General features: G+C 73.0%; 21 protein-coding genes. 14 read left to right on the top strand and 7 right to left on the bottom strand.

Going from position 1 to position 21,558, the window contains the following annotated elements; all coding sequences use genetic code 11:
- Positions 1-40 precede the first annotated feature (40 nt).
- The 3 genes from ACFY0K_RS14170 (at position 41) to ACFY0K_RS14160 (ending at position 3,086) form a co-directional block, all read left to right on the top strand.
- Positions 41-1,549: an aromatic amino acid ammonia-lyase gene (locus ACFY0K_RS14170; RefSeq protein WP_382724496.1), complete on the top strand. Its 1,509-nt coding sequence runs from the start codon at positions 41-43 to the stop codon at positions 1,547-1,549.
- The gene (locus ACFY0K_RS14165) at positions 1,546-2,388 is read left to right on the top strand and encodes a MurR/RpiR family transcriptional regulator (RefSeq protein WP_390640058.1); all 843 of its coding nucleotides are present in this window, start codon (positions 1,546-1,548) and stop codon (positions 2,386-2,388) included. Before ACFY0K_RS14170 ends, ACFY0K_RS14165 begins: the two co-directional genes overlap by 4 nt.
- 95 nt (positions 2,389-2,483) lie before the next feature.
- Complete coding sequence (locus ACFY0K_RS14160; protein ID WP_390640057.1) at positions 2,484-3,086, top strand: hypothetical protein; 603 nt, start codon at positions 2,484-2,486, stop codon at positions 3,084-3,086.
- Between the two features lie 7 nt (positions 3,087-3,093).
- Here ACFY0K_RS14160 and ACFY0K_RS14155 read toward each other — a convergent pair whose 3' ends face one another.
- The 5 genes from ACFY0K_RS14155 to ACFY0K_RS14135 form a co-directional block, all read right to left on the bottom strand.
- The gene (locus ACFY0K_RS14155) at positions 3,094-3,468 is read right to left on the bottom strand and encodes a hypothetical protein (RefSeq protein ID WP_093502118.1); all 375 of its coding nucleotides are present in this window, start codon (positions 3,466-3,468) and stop codon (positions 3,094-3,096) included.
- A 16-nt stretch (positions 3,469-3,484) separates the two neighbouring features.
- The gene (locus ACFY0K_RS14150) at positions 3,485-3,985 is read right to left on the bottom strand and encodes a roadblock/LC7 domain-containing protein (protein ID WP_093502120.1); all 501 of its coding nucleotides are present in this window, start codon (positions 3,983-3,985) and stop codon (positions 3,485-3,487) included.
- A 31-nt stretch (positions 3,986-4,016) separates the two neighbouring features.
- On the bottom strand, positions 4,017-4,808 hold the full coding sequence (locus tag ACFY0K_RS14145) for a transcriptional regulator (protein ID WP_390640056.1): 792 nt from the start codon (positions 4,806-4,808) through the stop codon (positions 4,017-4,019).
- On the bottom strand, positions 4,805-5,194 hold the full coding sequence (locus ACFY0K_RS14140; RefSeq protein WP_046731666.1) for a hypothetical protein: 390 nt from the start codon (positions 5,192-5,194) through the stop codon (positions 4,805-4,807). The genes ACFY0K_RS14145 and ACFY0K_RS14140 overlap by 4 nt, the downstream gene beginning before the upstream one ends.
- Positions 5,195-5,366: 172 nt before the next feature.
- Entirely contained in the window at positions 5,367-6,731 is a 1,365-nt protein-coding gene (locus ACFY0K_RS14135; RefSeq protein WP_390640055.1) for a diaminopimelate decarboxylase, read from the bottom strand.
- A gap of 157 nt (positions 6,732-6,888) precedes the next feature.
- On the opposite strand from ACFY0K_RS14135, the gene hutU reads away from it, so the two are divergent.
- The 5 genes from hutU (at position 6,889) to ACFY0K_RS14110 (ending at position 13,134) form a co-directional block, all read left to right on the top strand.
- Complete coding sequence (hutU, locus tag ACFY0K_RS14130; RefSeq protein ID WP_382724490.1) at positions 6,889-8,553, top strand: urocanate hydratase; 1,665 nt, start codon at positions 6,889-6,891, stop codon at positions 8,551-8,553.
- A 164-nt stretch (positions 8,554-8,717) separates the two neighbouring features.
- Positions 8,718-9,920 carry an allantoate amidohydrolase gene (locus ACFY0K_RS14125; protein ID WP_390640054.1) on the top strand — a complete coding sequence of 401 codons (1,203 nt, stop codon included), beginning with the start codon at positions 8,718-8,720 and terminating at the stop codon, positions 9,918-9,920.
- Positions 9,911-11,257 (top strand): formimidoylglutamate deiminase, encoded by a 1,347-nt coding sequence (locus ACFY0K_RS14120; RefSeq protein ID WP_390640520.1) that lies wholly within the window; start codon positions 9,911-9,913, stop codon positions 11,255-11,257. Before ACFY0K_RS14125 ends, ACFY0K_RS14120 begins: the two co-directional genes overlap by 10 nt.
- A gap of 44 nt (positions 11,258-11,301) precedes the next feature.
- The gene (hutI, locus tag ACFY0K_RS14115; RefSeq protein WP_390640053.1) at positions 11,302-12,477 is read left to right on the top strand and encodes an imidazolonepropionase; all 1,176 of its coding nucleotides are present in this window, start codon (positions 11,302-11,304) and stop codon (positions 12,475-12,477) included.
- Between the two features lie 57 nt (positions 12,478-12,534).
- Positions 12,535-13,134 (top strand): hypothetical protein, encoded by a 600-nt coding sequence (locus ACFY0K_RS14110; RefSeq protein WP_390640052.1) that lies wholly within the window; start codon positions 12,535-12,537, stop codon positions 13,132-13,134.
- Positions 13,135-13,197: 63 nt separating this feature from the next.
- On the opposite strand, the gene ACFY0K_RS14105 is transcribed toward ACFY0K_RS14110, so the two are convergent.
- Positions 13,198-14,718 (bottom strand): RICIN domain-containing protein, encoded by a 1,521-nt coding sequence (locus ACFY0K_RS14105; protein ID WP_390640051.1) that lies wholly within the window; start codon positions 14,716-14,718, stop codon positions 13,198-13,200.
- A 204-nt stretch (positions 14,719-14,922) separates the two neighbouring features.
- On the bottom strand, positions 14,923-15,816 hold the full coding sequence (locus tag ACFY0K_RS14100) for an RNA polymerase sigma factor SigF (protein WP_390640050.1): 894 nt from the start codon (positions 15,814-15,816) through the stop codon (positions 14,923-14,925).
- Positions 15,817-16,121: 305 nt separating this feature from the next.
- Here ACFY0K_RS14100 and ACFY0K_RS14095 point away from each other — a divergent pair, with 305 nt between their 5' ends.
- The 6 genes from ACFY0K_RS14095 to ACFY0K_RS14070 all read left to right on the top strand — a co-directional run bounded on the left by ACFY0K_RS14095 (position 16,122) and on the right by ACFY0K_RS14070 (position 21,454).
- Complete coding sequence (locus ACFY0K_RS14095; RefSeq protein WP_390640049.1) at positions 16,122-16,544, top strand: STAS domain-containing protein; 423 nt, start codon at positions 16,122-16,124, stop codon at positions 16,542-16,544.
- A gap of 179 nt (positions 16,545-16,723) precedes the next feature.
- Entirely contained in the window at positions 16,724-17,242 is a 519-nt protein-coding gene (locus ACFY0K_RS14090) for an ATP-binding protein (RefSeq protein WP_351961794.1), read from the top strand.
- Between the two features lie 235 nt (positions 17,243-17,477).
- Positions 17,478-18,155 (top strand): LPXTG cell wall anchor domain-containing protein, encoded by a 678-nt coding sequence (locus ACFY0K_RS14085; RefSeq protein ID WP_390640048.1) that lies wholly within the window; start codon positions 17,478-17,480, stop codon positions 18,153-18,155.
- 28 nt (positions 18,156-18,183) lie between these two features.
- A complete protein-coding gene (locus ACFY0K_RS14080) occupies positions 18,184-19,053 on the top strand; it encodes a hypothetical protein (protein WP_390640047.1) in 870 nt (289 codons plus the stop codon).
- 83 nt (positions 19,054-19,136) lie between these two features.
- Positions 19,137-20,150 (top strand): hypothetical protein, encoded by a 1,014-nt coding sequence (locus ACFY0K_RS14075; protein WP_390640519.1) that lies wholly within the window; start codon positions 19,137-19,139, stop codon positions 20,148-20,150.
- Positions 20,151-20,152: 2 nt separating this feature from the next.
- Entirely contained in the window at positions 20,153-21,454 is a 1,302-nt protein-coding gene (locus ACFY0K_RS14070) for a hypothetical protein (protein WP_390640046.1), read from the top strand.
- Positions 21,455-21,558 lie beyond the last annotated feature (104 nt).

Here is a 21,558-nt window from a genome sequence, read left to right as displayed (position 1 = left end):
GACAAGACCAGGTGTCCGGATTGAGGGAGGTTTGGGCGTGATGTCGTCTCGTATCGTGGACACTCCTGGAATAGCGCATTCCGGTCTGGTGGTCCTCGACGGCATCGGCATGGGGGTCGAGGACGTCGTACACCTCGCCGACGGCACCGCCCGCCCGGTCCCGGGCACCGAGGCGATGCGCCGCGCGGAGGAGTCCTGGAACGCCGCCCGGCAGATCGCCGCGACCGGCCGCGTCTACGGCCGCTCCACCGGCGTCGGCGCCAACCGGAACGAGGACGTGCCCACCGAGGCCGCCGCCGGACACGGGCTGCGGCTGCTGCGCAGCCACGCCGGGGCGATCGGCGACGAACTGCCCGCCCGCCAGGTCCGCGCGATGCTCGCGGTGCGCGCCAACCAGCTGCTGGCGGGCGGCGCGGGCCTCAGGCCGACCGTGGTGACCGCCCTGTGCGAGGCGCTGGAGTCGGGCGCCTACCCGATCGTCAACGAGTTCGGCTCGGTCGGCACCGGGGACATCGCGGCCCTCGCGCAGATGGGCCTCGCGCTGGCGGGCGAGCACCCCTGGCGGGGCACCGGGGCGCCGGCTGCCCAGCCGCTGGACAACAACGACGCCCTCGCCCTGATCAGCAGCAACGCCCTCACCCTCGGCCAGTCCGCGCTCGCCCTGCACGAACTGCGCGGGCTGATCGAGGCCACCCAGGTGGTGGCGGCCCTGTCACTGCTGGCCGTCGACGGCTCCCACGAGGCGTTCGCGGCGCCCGTGCACGCGGCCCGCCCGCACCGGGGGAGCGTCGAAGTCGCCCGCCGGATGCGGGAGCTGATCGGCGCCGCCGACCGGCCGACCCCGCCGCTCGGCCGGATCCAGGACCCGTACGGCTTCCGCTGCCTGCCCCAGATCCACGGCCCGGCCCACGACGCGGCCGACGCCCTGGAAGGTGTGCTGGCGATCGAGATCAACGCGGCCGCCGAGAACCCCCTCATCTCCCCCGAGGACCTGGCCGCCTACCACCACGGCGGCTTCTACCAGGCCCAGCTCGCCCTCGCCCTGGACCACTTCCGGCTCGCCGTCACCCAGGTCGCACGCCTGTCCACGTCCCGCCTCTCCTCCCTCAACGAGCCCGCCTTCACCCGCCTGCGCCCCTTCCTCGCCGACCAGGAGCCCGCCTCCTCCGGCGTGATGATCCTGGAGTACGCCGCCGGCGCCGCCCTCGGCGACCTGCGCGCCTTCTCCGCGCCCGCCTCCCTCGGGCACGCTGTACTCTCCCGAGGCGTCGAGGAGCAGGCCAGTTTCGCCTCGCTCGCCGCCCGTCAAACGCTGCGCGCCTGCCGTGCGTACCGTCTGGTGGTCGGCTGCGAACTCGTCGCCGCCGTACGGGCGCTGCGCCAGCGCGAGCTGCGTCCCGACCCCGGGCTCGGGGCCGGGCGGGCGCTGGAGCTCGCCGAGGCGGCGCTGGAGGCGGACCCGGCCGACCGGCCGCTGACGGACGACGTCACCGCGGCGGCCGGGCTGCTCGACCGGTTCACGGACATCTGGAGGGGGAGCACGTCATGAACGTGACCGACAGCCCTGCGACTCGCTTGCAGGCGCTCTTCGAGGGGCACCGGCTCACGCCGACCCAGCGGCGCATCGCGCACAGCATGGTGCGGCGCGCCGCCGACGTGCCCTTCCTGTCCAGCGTGGAGCTGGCCGAACTGGCCGGGGTCAGCCAGCCGTCCGTCACCCGGTTCGCGGTCGCCCTCGGCTTCGACGGCTACCCGGCGCTGCGCAAGCACCTGCGCGAGGTGGTCCCCGCCGAACAGGCGGCCGGAAACGGGTCGTACAACGAGTACCAGCAGGCCGTCGAGGCCGAGATCGAGAACCTGAGGCACCTCGCCGAGGTGCTCGCGGACCCGCGTCCGGTGCAGCAGGCCGGCCGGCTGCTGGCCGCCTCCCGGCCGCTCCCGGTCCTCGGACTGCGCGCCGCCGCCTCGCAGGCGTACGGCTTCGCCTACTTCGCCGCCAAGGTGCATCCGGACGTCCGGCTGCTCCACGAGGGCGGCACGATGATCCACGACCGCATCGACGCGGCCGTCCTCGCCGGGGCCTCGGCGCTGCTGTGCTTCGCACTGCCCCGGCACCCGCGCGAGGTCGTGGACACCCTGGGCTACGCCAAGGAGTCCGGGCTGACCGTCGTGACCGTCGCCGACTCCGCCTTCGCGCCCGTCGCCAAGGTCTCCGACCTGCTGCTGCCGGCCGCCGTCGGCACCGGGCTCGCCTTCGACACGGCGTGCGCGCCGATGCTGCTCGGCCGGGTGCTCCTGGAGGCGATGTGCGACGACCTGCCGGACGCGCAGGCCCGGCTCGAGGAGTTCGACACCCGGGCGGCGGCGCGGGGCCTGTTCGTGGAGTGAACCCGCGCCGAAGGCTTCTTTAAGACTCGTCTCACGTTCGCTGGTTAGCGTCCCGCCCTACGGACTGGACCGACACCGGCGAGGAGGCTGCGGACATGGCGCGTGCGGGACGAGAGGGGCGCGGCGGACAGGGCCTGGCCCGGGTGGCCGTGGTGGTACGGGCCGGGGCCGCGCCGCTGTGGTGGTCAGGGGTGTTCGCGGCGGGCGTCGGGGTGCTGCCGCCGGGGTTCACCGGACGCCGCATCGGGGTCGTGGCCGGGGCCGCGCTGTTCATCGTCGGCGCCGCCGTCGTGGCGCTCACCCGCCGCAAGCGCTACACCGCCCTGCTGCACGGGGCCGCCCGGGCCGGCAAGCACGACGTGCTCCAGGACCGGGCGGTGACCGTGCGGAACTGGCGCCGGGGGCACCGCTGGTGGCTGCTGCTGGCCTTCGCCGTCGCCCTCGGTTCGGCCTTCGTGGTGCCCGCGGCCGGCGGCATGCTGCTCGCCGGGACCGGCACCGGGCTGCGCCTGAAGGCGGCCTGGCTGGGCCGCCGGGAGAAGGCCGGCGAGCAGCTGGTGTGGCTGCGCGTCGACTGGCTCGACAAGCGCGGCGGCCGCCCGGCCGGCAAGGCCGTCAAGGCGTACCGCGGTACCGGCGTCGCGGCGGGCGACGCGGCCCCGGGCGGGGCCCGCCGCCGCACCGCGGCGCTGGTGTGAGGCCCGGTCAGACCTCCAGGTCCTCCTCGATCTTCTTCAGCTGGTGCCGGGCCATCGCCAGGTTGGCGCGGGACTGGTCGAGCACCAGGTAGAGGAAGAGGCCGTTGCCGCCCCGGCCCTTGAGCAGCCGGATCAGGTGGTACGCGTTGGTGAGCGTGATCAGGATGTCCTCGATCTCGCCCTTGAGGCCGAGGTGCTCCATCGTGCGCATCTTGGCGCGGATCACGTCGGTGTTGCCGGCCGCGGCCACGTTCAGGTCGAAGGTCTTGCTGCCGCCCATCGTGCCCAGCGCCATCCCGCTGGTGTAGTCGACGAGCGCGACGCCGGTCGCGCCCTCGATGGAGGTGAGGCACTCTTTCAGGGCGGTTTCGGTGTTGGCCATGACTTTCTGGTTCCTTTCAACTGTCGGTTGCGGTGCGCGCGTCGGTGGTGGTGCTGGTCCGTGGCGTGCGCGTGGTTCTGGTCCGTGTGGCTGTGGCGCGGGCCGGGCGCAGGGCCTTGGCGGCGGCCTCGGCGGCGTCGACCACCTCGCCGATCCGGGCGGCTGCCCTGCGGCCCTCCAGGTGGAGCCGGCCGACGTTCACCCGGTCCTCGGCGAGCAGGGTGAGCACGGCGCTGCGCCCGGCGGCGTAGGTGGCGACGTAGCCGTCCTCGCCGCGCACCAGCAGCTCCCTGAGCTCGCCCTTGCCGGTGGCGTCGGAGACCCGGACGGCGACGCCGAGTTCGGCCGCGGTGAGCGCGGCGAGGCCCTCCGGGTCGACGCCCGGGCAGTCGTGGGCGACGACCAGGCCGTCGACCCCGGCCGCGAGGGCGCCGGTGAGCTGGGGCATCCGGGTGCGCAACCGGCGCAGTTCGTCGAGGACGGCCTCTCTGTCGGAGCTGCCGGGTTCTGCCGCCATCAGCTGTCTCCTCTCGGCGGGGCGGTGCCGTTCAAAGGGCCTCCAGCGCATCCCTGAGCCTCTTCAGCAGCGCGATGTCGGGGTCGGTGACGGGGGGAATCGGGGGCGGGACGGGCGCGGTGTTCCTCGGCGCGAGGAGTCCGGCCGCCGCCAGCCGCCGTACGTCCACCAGCGTGTGGAAGGCCGGCCTGCCCAGCTCCCGGGCGATCTGCGGGGCCGTGCGGACGCCGTCCACCCGGTTCAGGACCGCCCGCTGCCGGGGGGTGACCGGCGGTGGGGCGAGGGGGTCGGCGCGGATCAGCGGGGCGCCGTCCGCCGACGGGTCGGGCCAGATGCGGTGCAGCAGCGCGCGGCGGCGCAGGATCTCGCGCTCCAGGGCGGCGACGGGGACGGCGGACAGCGGTTCCACGGCGGCCGTGGTGCCGTACCGGAACCGGCCCGGGGTGCTGCTGGGCGCCAGTGCGAAGTACCCCGCGTCGTACAGGGCGCCGAGCCGGCACACCTCCAGGGCGCCGCGCGGGAGCAGGCCGGCGGCGAGCAGCCGGCGGACGGCGGCGGGTATGTCGTCGGTCCAGGGCCACGCCGCCGCGTCGAGCGTGCCGCGGGCCGTGAGGAGCACGTCGAGGCCTGGTGCAAGGGGGCTCTCGGCGTGCACCACGCGGCCCTCGGCCAGGTGCAGGGTGCCGTGCTCGCGGACCAGGACACCGGTGGCCCGCTCCTCGGCGAGACGTATCAGCATCGGGGAGAGCGCGCCGGGCGCTCTCTCGTGCAGGGCCGTCCGGTCCCGGACCGGCAGCGGCGGGGGTGTCTCGACCACGGTCATCCCAGCACCAGCCGCTCGGCCATCTCGCCGAGCCGGATCCGGGCGAGGGCGAGATTGCCGTCCTCGCGGGTCAGCCACAGGTGCAGGAACACGGTGGCGTCGAAGGACGTGACCACGAACCGCAGCAGGTGGTAGCTGTCCCGGTTGCTGACGATCAGGTCCTCCACCGGGGGGCTCACCTCGGTGTCGTCCTCCGTGCTGAACGCCCCGTGCTCGGCGGCCAGCCGGGCCAGCTCGGCGGCCTCCGCGGCGGTGGTCTCGTGGTCACCGCCGGGCGCCTCCCCGACCGTGCCCAGGGCCAGCCCGCTGGTCCAGTCGACCAGCGCGGCGCCCCGGGCACCGGGCAGGCGCATGGCTTCCAGTAAGCACTCGTCGATTCCGGGCACCGAGGCTCCCCTCCCGCCGCGTGGGTCTCCGGTTGAGTGACGCAGACACTACGCAACGTGTGCGGGAGGGGTGAGTCGTTTGGCATTTTCCAGTGGAACATGCGTCCGGCAGGCTAGTGTTGGTCAACTGGGCTGCTTTTCACACCAGTTGATCGCTGCTGTCCGAGGTGTCTCAACGGCGCCCGGTTGCGTGCAGGGTGGTGAGCGCGTCGGCGTGCGCCCCTCCGGATTCGGCCACGACCTCGGCGACCGTCTGCGGCTCCCGTACGACGGCGAACGTCACGCCCCCGTCGCCGTCCGGGACGAAGCCGTAAACCCCCGGCCGGGCGAGGGAGTTGTAGGAGTAGTGGCTGCCGAAGTAGTACGCCCCGGTGTCCAGCGCCGCCGCCAGGTCGCCCTGCTCCAGGGGCGGCAGCAGGCGCTCCTCGGCGAGCAGGTCGCCCGCGAAACAGGCCGGCCCCGCCACGTCCTGCACCACCGGCGCCCCCTCCTTGGGCCGTCCCTTCGCGTCGTACGCGGCGATCCTGAGCGGCCACGCCCCCGGCACGTACACCGTCCGCGGCGCCACCTGCACCCCCGCATGGGTCACCGCGATCCGCCGCCCGCCGGAGCTCTTCGCGTACTCCACCCGCGCCACCACCGTGCCGTGCCGTGCCAGCAGCGACCGCCCGAACTCCGTCACCAGCCCGTACCGCCCGTCGAACAGCCCCGGCACCTCCTCCGCCAGCAGCCGCGCGTACCGCGCGAACGTCGGCTCCGTCGCCTCGGAGGCGAAGTTGACCGAAAGCCCGCCCCCGATGTCGAGGGTGTCGACCTGCCGCCGCCCGACCCGCGCGTTGATCTCCTCGGCCAGCGCGTACGTCTCCGCCACGCCCCGCGCCAGCAGCGACAGCGAGATCCCCTGCGACCCGGTGTGCGCGTGCAGCCGCGTCAGCCACGGCCGCTCCGCGAACGCCCGGACGACCCACTCCCGGCCCCCCTCGTCCCGCAGCCCCACCCCGAACTTCGAGGTCGCGGTCGCGGTGGAGGTGGCCCCGATGGTGCCCGCACCGATCTGCGGGTTCACCCGGATCCCGAGCGGCGGGGAGGCGGTGGTGCCCGCGCTCACGAGGGCGTCCAGGCGCCGCAGCTCCTGCGGGTTGTCCGCGTTCACGGCGACGCCCAGCGCCAGTGCCTCACGCAGCTCCGCCGCCGTCTTCGCGGGCGCGTCGAACACGATCCGCTCCGCCGGCACCCCGGCCGCCCGTGCCAGCGCCAGCTCGCCCGCGCTGGCGACCTCGGCGCCCAGACCGTCCCCGGCAAGCAGCCGTACCACCGGGACCAGCGGGTTCGCCTTCACCGCGAAGGCGTGCAGGATCGCGGTGCCGGGCGCCGCGACCGACTCGAACGCCCGGCGCAGCTCCGCGGCCGACGCGCGGATGCCCGCCACGTCCAGCAGGCCTACGATCGGCGCGTCCGGCCCCAGCAGTCCCTGCTCCACCGCCGCCCGCACGGCGTCGTCCCGCCGCCCGGCCCGCTCGCCGTCGTCTTCCGACATGTCATTGTCCACACCCTTGAGACCCATAAGTCCAGCCAAACATCCGGAACACGGCCGTGCTGGCGGACCAGACGTATTGACTAGTTCTATTCAGAGAGCCAGGATGTGAATAACAACAGGAACACCCCACTGGCCGGCATTCGCTAGGAGGCAGACCATGTCAGGACCCCGCCCCGTACGAGCACCGCGCGGTACGGAACTGAGCGCCCTGGGATGGCAGCAGGAAGCCGCCCTGCGCATGCTGCAGAACAACCTGGACCCCGAGGTCGCCGAGCACCCCGACAAGCTCGTCGTCTACGGCGGCACCGGCAAGGCCGCCCGCGACTGGCGCTCCTTCGACGCCATGGTCCGCACCCTGCGCACCCTCAAGCAGGACGAGACCATGCTGGTCCAGTCCGGCCGCCCGGTCGGCGTCATGCAGACCCACGAGTGGGCCCCGCGCGTCCTCATCGCCAACTCCAACCTCGTCGGCGACTGGGCCAACTGGGAGGAGTTCCGCCGCCTGGAAGCCCTCGGCCTGACCATGTACGGCCAGATGACCGCCGGCTCCTGGATCTACATCGGCACCCAGGGCATCCTCCAGGGCACCTACGAGACCTTCGCCGCCGTCGCCGCCAAGAAGTTCAACGGCACCCTCGCCGGGACCATCACCCTCACCGCCGGCCTCGGCGGCATGGGCGGCGCGCAGCCCCTCGCGGTCACCATGAACGACGGCGTCGCCATCTGCATCGACTGCGACCCGCGCGCCATCGAGCGCCGCATCGAGCACCGCTACCTCGACGTGAAGGCCGACAGCCTGGAGCACGCCCTCCAGCTGGCCACCGAGGCCCGCGACGCCCGCCGCCCGCTCTCCATCGGCCTGCTGGGCAACGCGGCCGAACTGCTGCCGCGGATGCTCGCCGAGGGCGCCCCGATCGACATCGTCACCGACCAGACCTCCGCGCACGACCCGCTGTCGTACCTGCCGGTCGGCATCGCATTCGAGGACATGGCCGACGCCGCCGCCAAGGACCCGGCCGGCTTCACCACCCGCGCCCGCGAGTCCATGGCCCGCCACGTCGAGGCCATGGTCGGGTTCATGGACGCGGGCGCCGAGGTCTTCGACTACGGCAACTCCATCCGCGGTGAGGCGCAACTGGCCGGATACGACCGGGCGTTCGCTTTCCCTGGCTTCGTCCCCGCCTACATCCGCCCGCTCTTCTCCGAGGGCAAGGGCCCCTTCCGCTGGGCGGCCCTGTCCGGCGAGGCCTCCGACATCGCCAAGACCGACAAGGCGATCCTCGACCTCTTCCCGGAGAACGAGTCCCTGCACCGCTGGATCAAGCTGGCCGGCGAGCGGGTCCACTTCCAGGGCCTGCCCGCGCGCATCTGCTGGCTCGGCTACGGCGAGCGGGACAAGGCCGGCGAGCGGTTCAACGACATGGTCGCGAGCGGCGAGCTGGCCGCGCCGCTGGCGATCGGCCGCGACCACCTCGACTGCGGCTCCGTGGCCTCCCCGTACCGCGAGACCGAGGCCATGCTGGACGGCTCGGACGCGATCGCCGACTGGCCGCTGCTGAACGCGATGGTCAACGTGGCGTCGGGCGCGTCCTGGGTCTCCATCCACCACGGCGGCGGTGTCGGCATGGGGCGCTCCATCCACGCCGGGCAGGTGACCGTCGCCGACGGCACGAAGCTGGGCGGCGAGAAGATCCGCCGGGTGCTGACCAACGACCCCGGCATGGGTGTCATCCGGCACGTGGACGCCGGATACGACATCGCGGAGTCGGTCGCCGAGGAGCGGGGGGTTCGGGTGCCGATGCGCGAGGGTGACGACGCGTGACGAAGGGCGGGGACTCTTCGGTGGAGGCTGAGGTCTCGTCGCCGGGTGCGGGTGCGGGTGCGGCTGTGCCCACCCGTTCCGCCCTGCGGAACGACTGCCCACAGCCTGCAGGGCCGGTACAGCCCGGTGTCACGCCTGCTGGCAGCACGGCCTCCTTCCACTCCATGTGGCATGACCTGCTCCCCGTCGGCCGGCACGCCGACTCCCGGGGCTACCGGCGCTTCGCCTGGACCGGGGCCGATGCCGACTGCCGGGCCTGGTTCCGGGAGCAGGCCGAGACGCGTGGCCTGGCGTACGAGGTCGACCGGAACGGGAACCAGTGGGCCTGGCTCGGGGATCCGGCGGCAGGGAACGCCGTCGTCACCGGGTCGCATCTGGACTCCGTGCCGGACGGCGGGGCCTTCGACGGCCCCCTCGGCGTCGTCTCCTCCTTCGCCGCGCTCGACGAACTCCGGGGAAGAGGAGCCGAGTTCACCCGGCCCTTCGCCATCGTCAACTTCGGCGACGAGGAGGGCGCCCGGTTCGGGCTCGCCTGTGTCGGGTCCCGGCTGACCGCGGGGCACCTGACCGTCGAGCAGGCCCACCGGCTCACCGACGGGGACGGCGTCACGCTGCCGCAGGCCATGGAGGCCGCCGGCTACGACCCCGACGCCATCGGGCCCGACCCCGAGCGGCTCGCCCGCATCGGCGCCTTCGTCGAGCTGCACGTCGAACAAGGCCGGGCGCTGGACCTGTCCGGCGACCGGGTCGGCATCGCCAGTGCCATCTGGCCCCACGGACGCTGGCGGTTCGACTTCCGCGGCGAGGCCAACCACGCGGGCACGACCCGGCTGGTGGACCGGCGCGACCCCATGCTGTCGTACGCCGAGACCGTGCTCGCCGCCCGCCGCGAGGCCGCAGTCGCCGGTGCCGTCGCCACCTTCGGCAAGATCGCCGTCGAGCCGAACGGCGTCAACGCCATCCCCTCCCTGGTGCGCGGCTGGCTCGACTCCCGCGCCGCCGACCAGGCCACCCTCGACACCGTCGTCGGCGGCATCGAGAAGGCGGCCCGGGAGTACGCGGAGGCGCACGGCATCGACCTGGACGTGGTCCGCGAGTCGTTCACCCCGGTCGTCGAGTTCGACCACGCCCTGCGCGACGAGCTGGGGCGCATTCTCGGCCGGGACACCGGACTCACCGTGCCCGTCCTGGGCACCGGGGCCGGACACGACGCCGGGATCCTCTCCGGGAGCATCCCGACCGCCATGCTGTTCGTGCGCAACCCCACCGGCGTCTCGCACTCCCCGGCCGAGTTCGCTGCCGAGGACGACTGCGTGGCCGGGGTGGGCGCGCTCGCCGACGTACTGGAAGGGCTGGCCTGCGGGTGACGACACGGACGACGTACTGGTTGGAGTACGCCTGGCTGGACACGAACGTCGAGCCGGACGTCGCCGTGGAGGTGGCCGACGGCCGGATCACGGCGGTGCGCACCGAGGTGCCCGTGCCGCCGCCCGGGGCCGAGGTGCTGCGCGGCCTCACCCTCCCCGGCCTGGCGAACGCCCACTCGCACGCCTTCCACCGCGCCCTGCGCGGCACCGTCCAGGTCGGCTCCGGGACCTTCTGGACCTGGCGCGAGCTGATGTACTCCTTCGCCGACCGGCTGACCCCGGAGACCTACCACGCGCTCGCCCGCGCGGTGTACGCCGAGATGGCGCTGGCGGGCGTCTCCTGCGTCGGCGAGTTCCACTACGTCCACCACGCCCCCGGCGGCACCCCGTACGCCGACCCCAACGCCATGGGCGAGGCGCTGATCGCGGCCGCCGCCGACGCCGGGATCAGGATCACCCTCCTCGACACCGCCTACCTCTCCTCGGGGTTCGGCGAGCCGCCCAACGCCCACCAGCTGCGCTTCTCCGACGGAAGCGCGGAGGCCTGGGCCGAACGCTGTTCAGTTCTCAAGGAACGGGGTCACGCACGGATCGGGGCTGCGATCCACTCCGTACGGGCCGTGCCCGCCGGGCAGTTGGCGACCGTGGCCGGCTGGGCCGAGGAGCGCCGGGCCCCACTCCACGTGCACCTGTCCGAGCAGACGGCGGAGAACGACGCCTGCCTGGCCGCCCACGGCCGCACCCCCACCCGGCTGCTCGCCGACCACGGCGTCCTCGGACCGCGCACCACCGGCGTCCACAACACCCACCTCACGGACGAGGACATCGCACTGCTCGGCGGCTCCGGCACCGGCACCTGCATGTGCCCGACCACCGAGCGCGACCTGGCCGACGGCATCGGACCGGCCGTCGCCCTGCAGCGCGCAGGCTCGCCGCTCTCCCTCGGCTCCGACAGCCACGCCGTCATCGACCTGCTCGAAGAGGCCCGCGCGATGGAGCTGAACGAGCGGCTGCGCACCCGCACCCGGGGCCACTGGACGGCCGCCGCGCTGCTGCGCGCCGCCTCCGCCGACGGGCACGCCGCCCTCGGCTGGGACGACGCCGGCGCCATCGAGACCGGCATGCTCGCCGACCTGACGACGATCGCCCTCGACTCCGTCAGAACCGCGGGGCCGCTGCCGCGGCTGGGCGCCGAGACGGCCGTATTCGCGGCGACCGCGGCAGACGTACGGCACACGGTCGTCGGAGGCCGTCACGTAGTACGGGACGGCGCGCACACCCTCGTACCCGACGTGCCACAGGCCCTCGCGCGGGCCGTCGAAGCCCTCCGCGCCTGACGACCAGCCCCCACAAGGAATCCCAGGACTCCGACGAGGACACCATGAGCAGCAGCACCGCCATCACCAACATCGCCACGCTGGTCACCAACGACCCCTCCCTCGGTGACAACTCCCCTCTCGGTCTGATCCAGGACGCGGCCGTCGTCATCGAGGACGACCGCGTCGTGTGGACCGGTGAATCCAGCAAAGCACCCGCCACTGACAATCGGGTCGACGCGGGCGGCCGGGCGGTGCTGCCGGGCTTCGTGGACTCCCACTCCCACCTGGTCTTCGCGGGCGACCGCACCCAGGAGTTCAACGCCCGGATGTCCGGCCGCTCCTACACGGCGGGCGGCATCCGGACGACCGTCGCGGCCACCCGCGCCGCCACGGACGAGGAACTGGAGCGGAACCTCACGCACTACCTCGCCGAGGCCCTCCGCCAGGGCACGACCACCTTCGAGACGAAGTCCGGCTACGGCCTGACGGTCGCCGACGAGGCGCGGGCCCTGCGCATCGCGGCCCGGCACACCGACGAAGTGACGTACCTCGGCGCCCACATCGTGTCGCCCGACCACGCCGACGACCCGGCCGCCTACGTCGAGCTCGTCACCGGCGAGATGCTCGACGCCTGCGCCCCGTACGCCCGCTGGATCGACGTCTTCTGCGAGAAGGGCGCCTTCGACGGCGACCAGGCCCGGACGATCCTCACCGCGGGCAAGGCCAGGGGCCTGACCCCGCGCATCCACGCCAACCAGCTCTCCTACGGCCCCGGCGTCCAGCTCGCCGTGGAACTCGACGCGGCCAGCGCCGACCACTGCACCCACCTCACGGCGGCGGACGTGGACGCCCTCGCCAACAGCCGGACCGTCGCCACGCTCCTGCCCGGCGCCGAGTTCTCCACCCGCGCCGAATGGCCCGACGCCCGTCGCCTCCTCGACGCCGGCGCGACGGTCGCCCTCTCCACCGACTGCAACCCCGGCTCGTCCTTCACCTCCTCCGTCCCTTTCTGCATCGCCCTGGCCGTACGGGACATGCGCATGACCCCCGACGAGGCGGTCTGGTCGGCCACGGCGGGCGGTGCGGCGGCCCTGCGCCGGACCGACATCGGCCGCCTCACCCCGGGCGCCCGCGCCGACCTGCTCCTCCTGGACGCCCCAAGCCACGTCCACCTGGCCTACCGGCCGGGGGTGCCGCTGGTCAGCGGGGTGTGGCAACGGGGCGTGCGGGTCGTGTGACTGCACCCGGGGGGCGGGGCGTGAGAGGGTGCAGTTCGATCCGGGACGGGGGGGAATGTGGGGCTGGTCTACAGCTACGACATCTATCTGCGCCCCCGGAATGTCGCCGGTGCGTTGGCCAGTCTGGCCGGGCTGGCGCCACCGGCACGTGCCGTGCCGCCGCTTGAGATCACCCTGCCCGGCGGTGACCGGCTGGTCCTCCCGTTCACGTCCCATTTCAGGAGCGAGCCGGTCGACTGTTCCACGAGCAGCACGCTGGAGCTCGACATGTCGCTCATGTTCGACGTCGATGACGCGCTGCTCGAGTACGCGCAGACGAACGGCCCCGGACGCGGGACGGACGGGCGCATCCAGATCGGGTACATCTACGCGGCGATCCGGTTTGAGTCCCCCCTGCACCCCGGCTACACGTCGGTGGAGTGCTGGGCGGCGACGTCGGGGATGAGCCGCTTGTTCGCGCGGTCGGCCAACGTCAGGAAGGCGTTCACCGACCTCACCGCCGACAGCGGCGGCGTGTGCTGCCTGTTCGACACCGGCGACGGCGCCCCCGAGCAAGTGTGCTGGCTCAACGGTGAACCCACCCAGGAGACGGTCTCCGGTCCCCGCTTTCCGGATCGCCGAGCCCTTGTGGCGACTTGGCCCGACCCCGAGAAGTGACATCGCACCGGAACAGCAGGCGGTCGCGTCGTGGGATGCCCGATCCGGGCCGGACGGCGGTAATCAGCCCGCCCCCGCCCGCCAGTGCTGGGGCGGTTCGTCGGTCACCCGGTCCAGGGAGAGTCCGTCGTCGCCGGTCGGGGTGAGGGCCGTTTCGAGGGCGATCTCCGGGCGGATCTCGCCGTCGGGGGTCACGGTGAAGCGGAGGTTGTCGCCGTGGTCGCCGTCCACCGAGGCGCAGCTCCAGATGCCCACGCCCTTGTCGACCGAACCCCGGCTGTCCAGGCAGAAGTCCGGGTTCGCGGCGGACTGCAGGACGTCCCGGTCCGGGTCGACCCGCCAGCGCTGGGTGGCGGAGCCGGAGCAGGGGGCCGTGATCACGTCGGTCCCGTCGCCGAAGTCGCCGTCGCGGACGTCCAGGCAGCGGGCGGTGGCCAGGTTCACGACCTGGGCGTAGGACGTTCCCGGGGGTTTGGGGGCGGGGCTGGGGGAGGGGGTCGGGGTGGGGCGCCGGGACGGGGTCGGAGCGGTGGTATGTGACATACCACTGGCGCTCACCGTGGGGGACACCCTGGACCGCGCCGGTGAAGACACCGTCGCCGTCGCCGTCACGGTCACCTGCGGACGCGGTGCGGGCGGGGTGGCCGCGGCCGGGTCGGGGGTGTGGGTGTCCCGGTGCGCCAGGAGGACGAGGAGCAGCGGGACGAGGGCCACGCCCAGTGCCGTGGAGGTCAGGAGCAGGCGCCGGGACGGCCGGCGGCGCTGCCGCAGTGGGGCGGGGTCGGGACCGGCGGACGGGACCGGCGGGGTTTCGTGGCGGGTGTACGACGTTCCGGCCCATGGCAGCAGGCCCTCCGCCAGGGTCTCGCGCGGGGTGTCGCGGAGCGCGGTGAGGTCCTCGAACGCGGCCGTGCAGTGCGGGCAGTGGGCCATGTGCGCGTGCAGGTCGGGGCTGTGGCGGGGGTTCTCCGGGCGGAGCGACTCCTCGATCAGGCGGCGGAAGTCCGCGCAGCGCGGGTCGTCCGAGGCGGCCAGCCGGGCGCGCAGGCAGGCCTGGGCCAGGGACTGGAGGGCGGGCGGGATGCCGTACCGGACGTCCTCGGGGGTCAGGCCGAGGTACGTCGCGGTGCGCTCGGCGGGTTCCCCGTCCAGCACGCCGTACCAGAGCAGGCCCTGGGTGCGGGACGGCAGGGACTGGAACGCCGGGAGCAGGGGCGGGGTAGGGCCGCCGGGGGCACCGGAGGAGTTCAGGACGAGCAGGAAGGTGGGGTCCAGGGCGGCGGAGTCTTCGCCGCCGGACCAGCCGTCCGCCAGCCGGGCGGTGAGCAGGAGCAGGTGGTGGCGCAGGGGCACGACCGGCTCGGCGCCGCGTGCGATCTCGCGGGCGGCGGTGGCGAAGGTCTGCGCGGCGAGCCGGCGGGCCGCCGCGTCGCCTGCCGTGCAGAGGCGGGCGTAGGCGAGGACCGCGGGGTGGTGGCGGGCGCGGAGTTCCTGGAGGGCCGGGTAGGCGGTGGAGGTGGGGGTGCGCAGGAGTTCGGTCAGGCGTGCGTCCGAGGGTGGGTCACCCTGGATGTCCTGGACCATCGTGCACCCCTTCTCGCGGGCCGTCCTTCCTGACGTACCGGCCAGTTTGGGGTGTGACTCGCGGTAGCGGGGCAGCTTTGGCCAAAGACGCAGCGGGCCGGGGCGGGGGCCGGCGGGGGGATCCCCGTCGCCCCAGCGGCGCGGCGGTCGGGCCTGGGCTCGTTCCTCCAGGGCTTGTTCCTCCAGGGCCTGCTCCTCCGGGCCCTATTCCTCCAGGGTCAGTGCCTTGCGCAGCTGCACGAGCGTGCGGGACAGCAGGCGGGAGACGTGCATCTGGGAGATCCCGAGTTCTTCGCCGATCTCCGACTGGGTCATGCCCGCGACGAAGCGGAGGGAGAGGATGGTGCGGTCCCTGGCCGGGAGCCCGGCGATGAGGGGCTTCAGGGACTCGATGTACTCGATTCCCTCGAGGCCGTGGTCCTCGTAGCCGATGCGGTCCGCCAGGGCACCCTCGGAGTCGTCCTCGTCGGGCTGCGCGTCCAGGGAGGAGGCGGTGTAGGCGTTGGACGCCGCCATGCCCTCGACGATCTCCTCGTTGGAGAGGCCGAGGCGTTCGGCGAGTTCGGCGACGGTGGGGGCGCGGTCCAGCTTCTGGGCCAGTTCGTCGCCCGCCTTGGCGAGGTCGAGGCGGAGTTCCTGGAGGCGGCGCGGGACGCGTACCGACCACGACGTGTCTCGGAAGAAACGCTTGATCTCGCCGATGATGGTGGGCATCGCGAAGGTGGGGAACTCGACGCCGCGGGAGAGCTCGAAGCGGTCGATCGCCTTGATCAGGCCGATGGTGCCGACCTGGATGATGTCCTCCATCGGCTCGCTGCGGGAGCGGAAGCGGGAGGCGGCGAACTTGACCAGTGCGAGGTTCAGTTCCACCAGGGTGTTGCGGACGTACGAATATTCGTGCGTGCCTTCCTCCAGCGACTCCAGCCGCTCGAAGAGGGTCTTGGAGAGGGCTCGCGCGTCGACCGCGTCGACCTCGTCGTACGGGGGGATCTCCGGGAGTCCGAGGTCGGCGAAGAATCCCTCGATGGCATCCAGTGGTTCCGGTGGGGGTGTCGACGTCGCCGTCAGGGGGTACGAGGCGTCGAGCCGGGGTGACATGGTGTCCTCCATCGTTCTCGGCAATAAGGCTGCCGGAGCCATGCGTGCACTGCGGTGTGCGGCGCCTCCAAAGCCGGCCGTGTCGGTTACGTATCTCTACTAGGCCTACCCGCTCCGCCGAGCCACTCGCAAGTCCGTTCTATTGTGGTTTGTCCGGTTTCGAGAGGTAGTTCGGGTGTCGGGTTGCGTGCAGAAGGCGTAATGTTCGAGGGCGCCGGCACGGCGTTCGGCGGTTATAGGTGGGCATCGTCAGACAACGGTCAGGCGGTGGCAAAAGCGGTCACGACCTCGGGAGAGAGACGGCAATGGACCACGGGACGGTCGGCAGCGCACAGTCGGGCCGACTTCTGGTGGAAGTGCGGGAAGAGGGCTCCAGCGCCGTCGTGATTCCGGCGGGTGAGCTCGATCACCACACCGCCGACCTGTTGCGCGAGCCGCTCGACGACCTCCTCGACAAGGGGTTCTCACGCCTTGTCGTCGACTGCTCACGACTCGAGTTCTGCGACTCCACCGGACTGAACGTGCTGCTGGGTGCCCGGCTGCGGGCCGAGGCCGCCGGAGGCGGGGTGCACCTCGCCGGGATGCTGCCCGTCGTCGCACGGGTCTTCGAGATCACCGGCGCCGAGGCGGTCTTCACCGTCCACGACTCCGTCGAGGCGGCGCTGGCCGACGAGGACGGCAGGGGCGGCGGAACCGGCAGCACTCGCAGTACCGGCGGCGAGGGCTGAGCCCCGGCCGGCCCGGCGTCCGGAACCGGGGGGTGTTCCCGTGGATCGCTCGGGCAGGAGAGCTTCTGGATCTGTCGCCGCCCGGCCCCGTTCGAGTCGATCGCGCCGACGGGCCCGTACGAACTGCAGCAAAGCGAAATTTTCCATGTGAACCGGTGAATCGGTGAGGTGAAGCGCTGATGAGCACCACCCGGCCTTACCCGCCGGGCGACCGCGGCCCGGAGCCCAGCGGCGCTTCGGGGATGTCCGAGGGGGCGGCGTCCGACGAGCAGCCGGCCTCGGCGGGGGGTCGTCAGGTCCGCAGGCTGCGCCTTCACGGCGAGAGCGGGGTGGTACCGCTCGCCCGCGATTTCACCCGCCAGGCGTTGCACGCGTGGGGGTGGCTGCCGGCCGCGACGGCCGACCGCAGGGCCGCCGCCGAGGACGTGCTGCTCGTCGTCTCCGAGCTCGTCACCAACGCGTGCCTGCATGCGGAGGGTCCGGACGAGCTGTTCCTGGCCTGCGACCGGAAGGTGATCCGGGTGGAGGTGTCCGACCGGGGGGCCGGGCAGCCGGCACCGCGGACGCCGCACCGGGCGGGGCGGCCGGGAGGGCACGGGATGTTCATCGTGCAACGGCTGTGCCTGGACTGGGGGGTTGTGCGGGAGGCCGGGGCGGCCGGGAAGACCGTGTGGGCGGAGTTGGGGGCACCGGCGTAAGCGGCCGCCGAGTTGCGTTGCCTTTCGGCTGACGGCCGGTGGGGGCCTGTCGCGCAGTTCCTCCCCCAGCGCCCCTACGGGGCGCTTCCGGGGCGCGTCGGCATCCCCACACTTCCGCCACGCCCTTTCTCTTCCCTCCTCATGGGCCCCGGCGTACCTTGACGGCCGAATCTGATACCTCGTCAGTAGCGAATGGGGTGGACCGACCGTGTCGTCGTACCCGAAACGTACCGCCGTGCTCGCGTCCGCCGCCGCCCTGGCCGGATCGGCGGTGCTGCTCGCCGCCCCCGCGGCGCACGCCACCGTCGTCAACGTCGACTACCAGTGCAAGACGCCGATCGGCGACAAGAGCGCCGTCTCCCCGATCGACATCAAGGGCGTCAAGAGCGGCAGCGGATACAAGATCACGATGTCCTGGCAGAAGGGCGTCTCCTCCAGCCCCGTCGAACTCGGCAAGGGCGCGATGAACCCGAGCGCCACCATCAGGCTCGGCGGCGCCGACAGCGGCACCCTGCAGGTCACCGGCGCCGCCAACCAGGCCGCGATCCCCGCCAACACCCCCATCAAGATCAACGACTTGAGCGGCACCTACACCCCGGAGAAGTCCGGCAAGGTGACGTTCACGGCGGGCACGCTCACCATCAAGGCGCTCGGTACGACGACCACGTGCAACCCCACCAACAACCCAGGCCCGTCGCTGACGTTGGACGTGACCGCGGCGGGCGGCGGGTCGAGCGGTTCCGGCGGTTCCGGCTCGTCGTCGTCCGGCGGCACCGGCACCGGAGGCACCCTCCCGAAGACCGGTCCCGAGGACTCGTTCGTCGCCCTCGGCACCCTCGGCGGCACCGTCCTGCTCGCCGGCGCGGCCGGCACCCTCTGGCTGACCCGGCGGAACCAGACCGCACGCCGCTGACCTCCGGGTCCGACCGCTGGAGCCGCCCATGCCGTCCGCCCCGTCCGCCCGGTCAGCCGCCCGGTCCGCCGCCCGTGTCCTCGGCCTCGCCGCGCTGACCCTGCTCGCGACCGCCCCGCACGCAGCGGCCGCCGAGGGCTGGTCCCTCGCGCCCGCGGGCGGCGGCCGACCCTCCTTCTACGCCGAGGGCACCCCCGGATCGGCCCTCCAGGACACCGTGTCGGTGACCAACTCCGGCGGCCACCCCGTCACGGTACGGCTGACCGGCAGCGGCGTCCCCGTCACCTTCGCCGAGCCGACCGTCCGGGTCCCCGCCCGGACCCGCGCCGACGTCCCCTTCACCGTGACCGTCCCGGCGGGCGTGGCCCCCGGCGACCGCACGGGCACGCTCGTCGCGAAGGACGCCGACGGCCGCACCGCCACCGCCCGCGTCCGGCTGCGCGTCGGCGGCCCCGCGCTCTCCGCGCTGACCGTCGAACACGTCGCCGTGCACGGTGACCGCATCACGTACGAGCTGGTCAACCGGGGTACGACCGTGCTCGCACCGAAACTGGCGGTGCGCGCCCACGGCCTGTTCGGCCGGGTCCTGCTCGACCGGACCGCGCGCACCCTCCCGGTCCGGCTCGCCCCCGGCACCCGCACCGAGCTCAGCGAGCCCTGGCCCGGCCACCCCGCCCTGGACGCGGTCGACGTCCGGCTGACGGCGACGGCGGCGGACGGCGCGCACGACACGGCGGGCACCGAGGCGCGGTTCGTGCCCTGGGGCGCGGTCGTGGGCGTCGCGGGCGCGGTCACGGCGGGGGCCGCGGTGACCGTCGTACGACTGCGCGGGCGGCGGGCCGGCCAGGCGGCCGAACCCGTGTCCATGGACGTCGAGCTGACGGGAGCGGCGAGGTGAGGGTGCGTGCGGTCCCGAGACCGGTCCCGGTGCTGGCGGCACTCACGGCACTGGCCGCGGTGTTCCAGCTGCTCCTCGTGCCCATGGCCGCGTCCGCCGCCGGGCCGGCCGTCAAGGTCTCCGAGTCCCAGGCGGGCACCGGCGGTTCGGTCACCGTCAGCGGCACCGGGTGGCGGCCGCACACCCTGCTGATGATGCTGGTCTGCGGCCGCTCCAGCCCGTCCCGGGGCGTGCTCGGCGGCACCAACTCCTGCGCCAACGCCGACGGCCGGGCCGTCACCACCGACGCGAACGGCTCCTTCAGCAAGCAGCTCCCGGTCGCCGAACCGCCGGTCCCCTGCCCCTGCGTGGTGCACGTGGCCACCGTGACCGGTGCCGGTGCCGACGCGGACGTCGCGTTCCAGGTCGCCGGACACCCCGTCAAGGCACTGCCCGCCGAGTCCACCGGAGGCCGCCTGTCGATGCTCACCGACACCCGGCTGGACGGCTCCTCGGGCCTGCTGACCTGGTTCGGCGCACCCCCCACCCGCACCCTCGTCTTCACCATCGGCAACGCGGGCACCTCCACCCTCAAGGACCCCGTCTTCCAGGTCGGCACCGCGCACGGCGTGTTCGCCCCCCAGTGGGACGAGCAGCAGTGGCGCGGCACCCTCGCACCCGGCAAGAAGGCGCAGGTCAAACTGCCCGTCGAACTCTCCGCCGGGGCACACGGCGACTACACCGTCTCCCTGAGGTACGACGGCAGGGTCCTCGCCGAACAGCCCTGGGGCGTCGGCCGCCCCTGGGGCGTGACCCTCTTCTGGCTCCTGCTCTGCGTGGTCGTACCGGCGGCCGTCTTCCGCATCGGCATGGCGGTGGTGGACCGGGTTCGGCCGCCCCGCGCCGGCGGCATCCGGCACCGGGGGGTGCCCCGTCCGGTCCTCCGCGTGCCGCGCCTGCGCGCCGCGGAGTCCGCGCCCCCGGCGACCCCCACCTCTTCGACCCTGCCGTGGTTCACCCCGGACTCCGGTCCGGGCGCGACGGCCGGCCGGCTCTCCGCACCGCACGACGACAGTTCCGCGAGTCCCACGACTCCGACGACGAAAGGACCGACGTGATCATGCGAAGGAGAGTGACACCGGTACCGGCCAGAGCGGGCGCGGCGGCGGCCGCCCTGGTCCTCGCCGGGGCGGGCGCCCTGCTCGGCACGGCCGCGGGGACCGCCCAGGCGGCCGAGGTGTCGTACGCCACCCACTGCGTACCGCCCGCCGGGGTCGCCGACCCGATCGACGGGACCACCAAGGTCGAGATCACCGCGCCCGCCACGGCGAAGGTCGGTGACTCCGTGGACGTCACCTGGAAGTTCGTGCAGGCCGCGTCCAAGAACCCGGACATCATCGACCTGCCCGCGAACACGGTCCAGCCGTCCGGCACGGTCAAGGCGGCCGGCGCCCAGACCGCCGACATCGCCATGCAGGGGCCGCGCGAGAACCCGGCGATCCCCAAGGGCGGCGACATGGTGCTGTCCGACATGACGGGTTCGCTGAAACTGACGTCGCCCGGCGAGGTGACGCTCGCGCCGGACGCGTACACCGTCAACGCGTACGGGACGAACACGGTGTGCACCCCGACGGCCACGGTGGAGAAGGCGGCCACGATCGAGGTGACCGGCAGCGGTTCGAGCGACTCGGCGAGCCCGTCCGGCACCACCTCGGCTTCGACGTCCCCGTCCGGCTCGTCATCCCCTTCCGACTCGGCGTCGGCCTCCACGTCCGCCTCCGCCTCCGACGGCACGGGCAGCGGCCAGACCGACTTCACGGGCAAGGAGGTCGACATCCCCTACGCCTGCAAGACCCCCATCGGCGACAAGAGCGCGACCTCGCCGGTGCAGATCAACGCCAAGAAGAACGGCGGCAGCTTCGCCCTCACCGTCAAGTTCAACGGATCGGTGATGGACAGCCCCGCCGACATCCCGGCGAACTCGGTGAAGCCGTCGATGGAGGTGGTCCTGGGCGGCGCCGACAAGGGCACGGTCCATGTGGAGGGCCCCACCAACTCCTCCGCCATCAAGTCCGGCGACCCGATCGAGATCCCGGACCTGACGGGCACGTACAAGCCGGGGGCGAGCGGCGCGTCGACGCTGTCACCGGGCGTCCTGACGGTCGAGGCCCTGGGTACGACCACGACGTGCACGCCGACGAAGACGGAGGTCTCCCTGACGTTGGACACGACGGAGCAGGCGAGCGGAGCCTCGGGCAGCACGTCGACCTCAGGCGGCTCGTCGTCATCGAGCAGCGGCGGCCTGGCAGAGACCGGTGACAACAGCAATGGCGCACTGAGGGCGCTGGGTCTGGTGGCGGGAACGGCGATCCTGCTGGGCGGCGCGGTGTTCACCTTCATGCCAAAACGAAGGACGCGATGAGAAACCCAGGGGTGCGGGGAACCGCGCGCTCAGCCCCCACAGACCGTTAGCCGAAAACGCAAGAGGGCCACCGGAATCCAGGATCCCGGTGGCCCTCCGTCAGA

Origin of the sequence: Streptomyces sp. NPDC001507 (assembly GCF_042894765.1) — a bacterium.
Taxonomy (GTDB): Bacteria; Actinomycetota; Actinomycetes; order Streptomycetales; family Streptomycetaceae; genus Streptomyces.
This window is presented reverse-complemented; position numbering and strand designations above follow the sequence as displayed.

Excerpts from the sequence above, each read along its gene's own strand:
- ACFY0K_RS14160 (WP_390640057.1), top strand. The coding sequence starts at position 2,484 with ATGGCGCGTGCGGGACGAGAGGGGCGCGGCGGACAGGGCCTGGCCCGG.
- ACFY0K_RS14135 (WP_390640055.1), bottom strand. The coding sequence starts at position 6,731 with ATGTCGGAAGACGACGGCGAGCGGGCCGGGCGGCGGGACGACGCCGTG.
- hutU (WP_382724490.1), top strand. The coding sequence starts at position 6,889 with ATGTCAGGACCCCGCCCCGTACGAGCACCGCGCGGTACGGAACTGAGC.
- ACFY0K_RS14100 (WP_390640050.1), bottom strand. The coding sequence starts at position 15,816 with ATGTCACCCCGGCTCGACGCCTCGTACCCCCTGACGGCGACGTCGACA.
- ACFY0K_RS14075 (WP_390640519.1), top strand. The coding sequence starts at position 19,137 with ATGGCCGCGTCCGCCGCCGGGCCGGCCGTCAAGGTCTCCGAGTCCCAG.
- ACFY0K_RS14080 (WP_390640047.1), top strand. The coding sequence starts at position 18,184 with ATGCCGTCCGCCCCGTCCGCCCGGTCAGCCGCCCGGTCCGCCGCCCGT.
- ACFY0K_RS14105 (WP_390640051.1), bottom strand. The coding sequence starts at position 14,718 with ATGGTCCAGGACATCCAGGGTGACCCACCCTCGGACGCACGCCTGACC.
- ACFY0K_RS14170 (WP_382724496.1), top strand. The coding sequence starts at position 41 with ATGTCGTCTCGTATCGTGGACACTCCTGGAATAGCGCATTCCGGTCTG.
- ACFY0K_RS14095 (WP_390640049.1), top strand. The coding sequence starts at position 16,122 with ATGGACCACGGGACGGTCGGCAGCGCACAGTCGGGCCGACTTCTGGTG.
- ACFY0K_RS14090 (WP_351961794.1), top strand. The coding sequence starts at position 16,724 with ATGAGCACCACCCGGCCTTACCCGCCGGGCGACCGCGGCCCGGAGCCC.
- ACFY0K_RS14145 (WP_390640056.1), bottom strand. The coding sequence starts at position 4,808 with ATGACCGTGGTCGAGACACCCCCGCCGCTGCCGGTCCGGGACCGGACG.
- ACFY0K_RS14165 (WP_390640058.1), top strand. The coding sequence starts at position 1,546 with ATGAACGTGACCGACAGCCCTGCGACTCGCTTGCAGGCGCTCTTCGAG.
- ACFY0K_RS14125 (WP_390640054.1), top strand. The coding sequence starts at position 8,718 with ATGTGGCATGACCTGCTCCCCGTCGGCCGGCACGCCGACTCCCGGGGC.
- hutI (WP_390640053.1), top strand. The coding sequence starts at position 11,302 with ATGAGCAGCAGCACCGCCATCACCAACATCGCCACGCTGGTCACCAAC.
- ACFY0K_RS14155 (WP_093502118.1), bottom strand. The coding sequence starts at position 3,468 with ATGGCCAACACCGAAACCGCCCTGAAAGAGTGCCTCACCTCCATCGAG.
- ACFY0K_RS14150 (WP_093502120.1), bottom strand. The coding sequence starts at position 3,985 with ATGGCGGCAGAACCCGGCAGCTCCGACAGAGAGGCCGTCCTCGACGAA.
- ACFY0K_RS14070 (WP_390640046.1), top strand. The coding sequence starts at position 20,153 with ATGCGAAGGAGAGTGACACCGGTACCGGCCAGAGCGGGCGCGGCGGCG.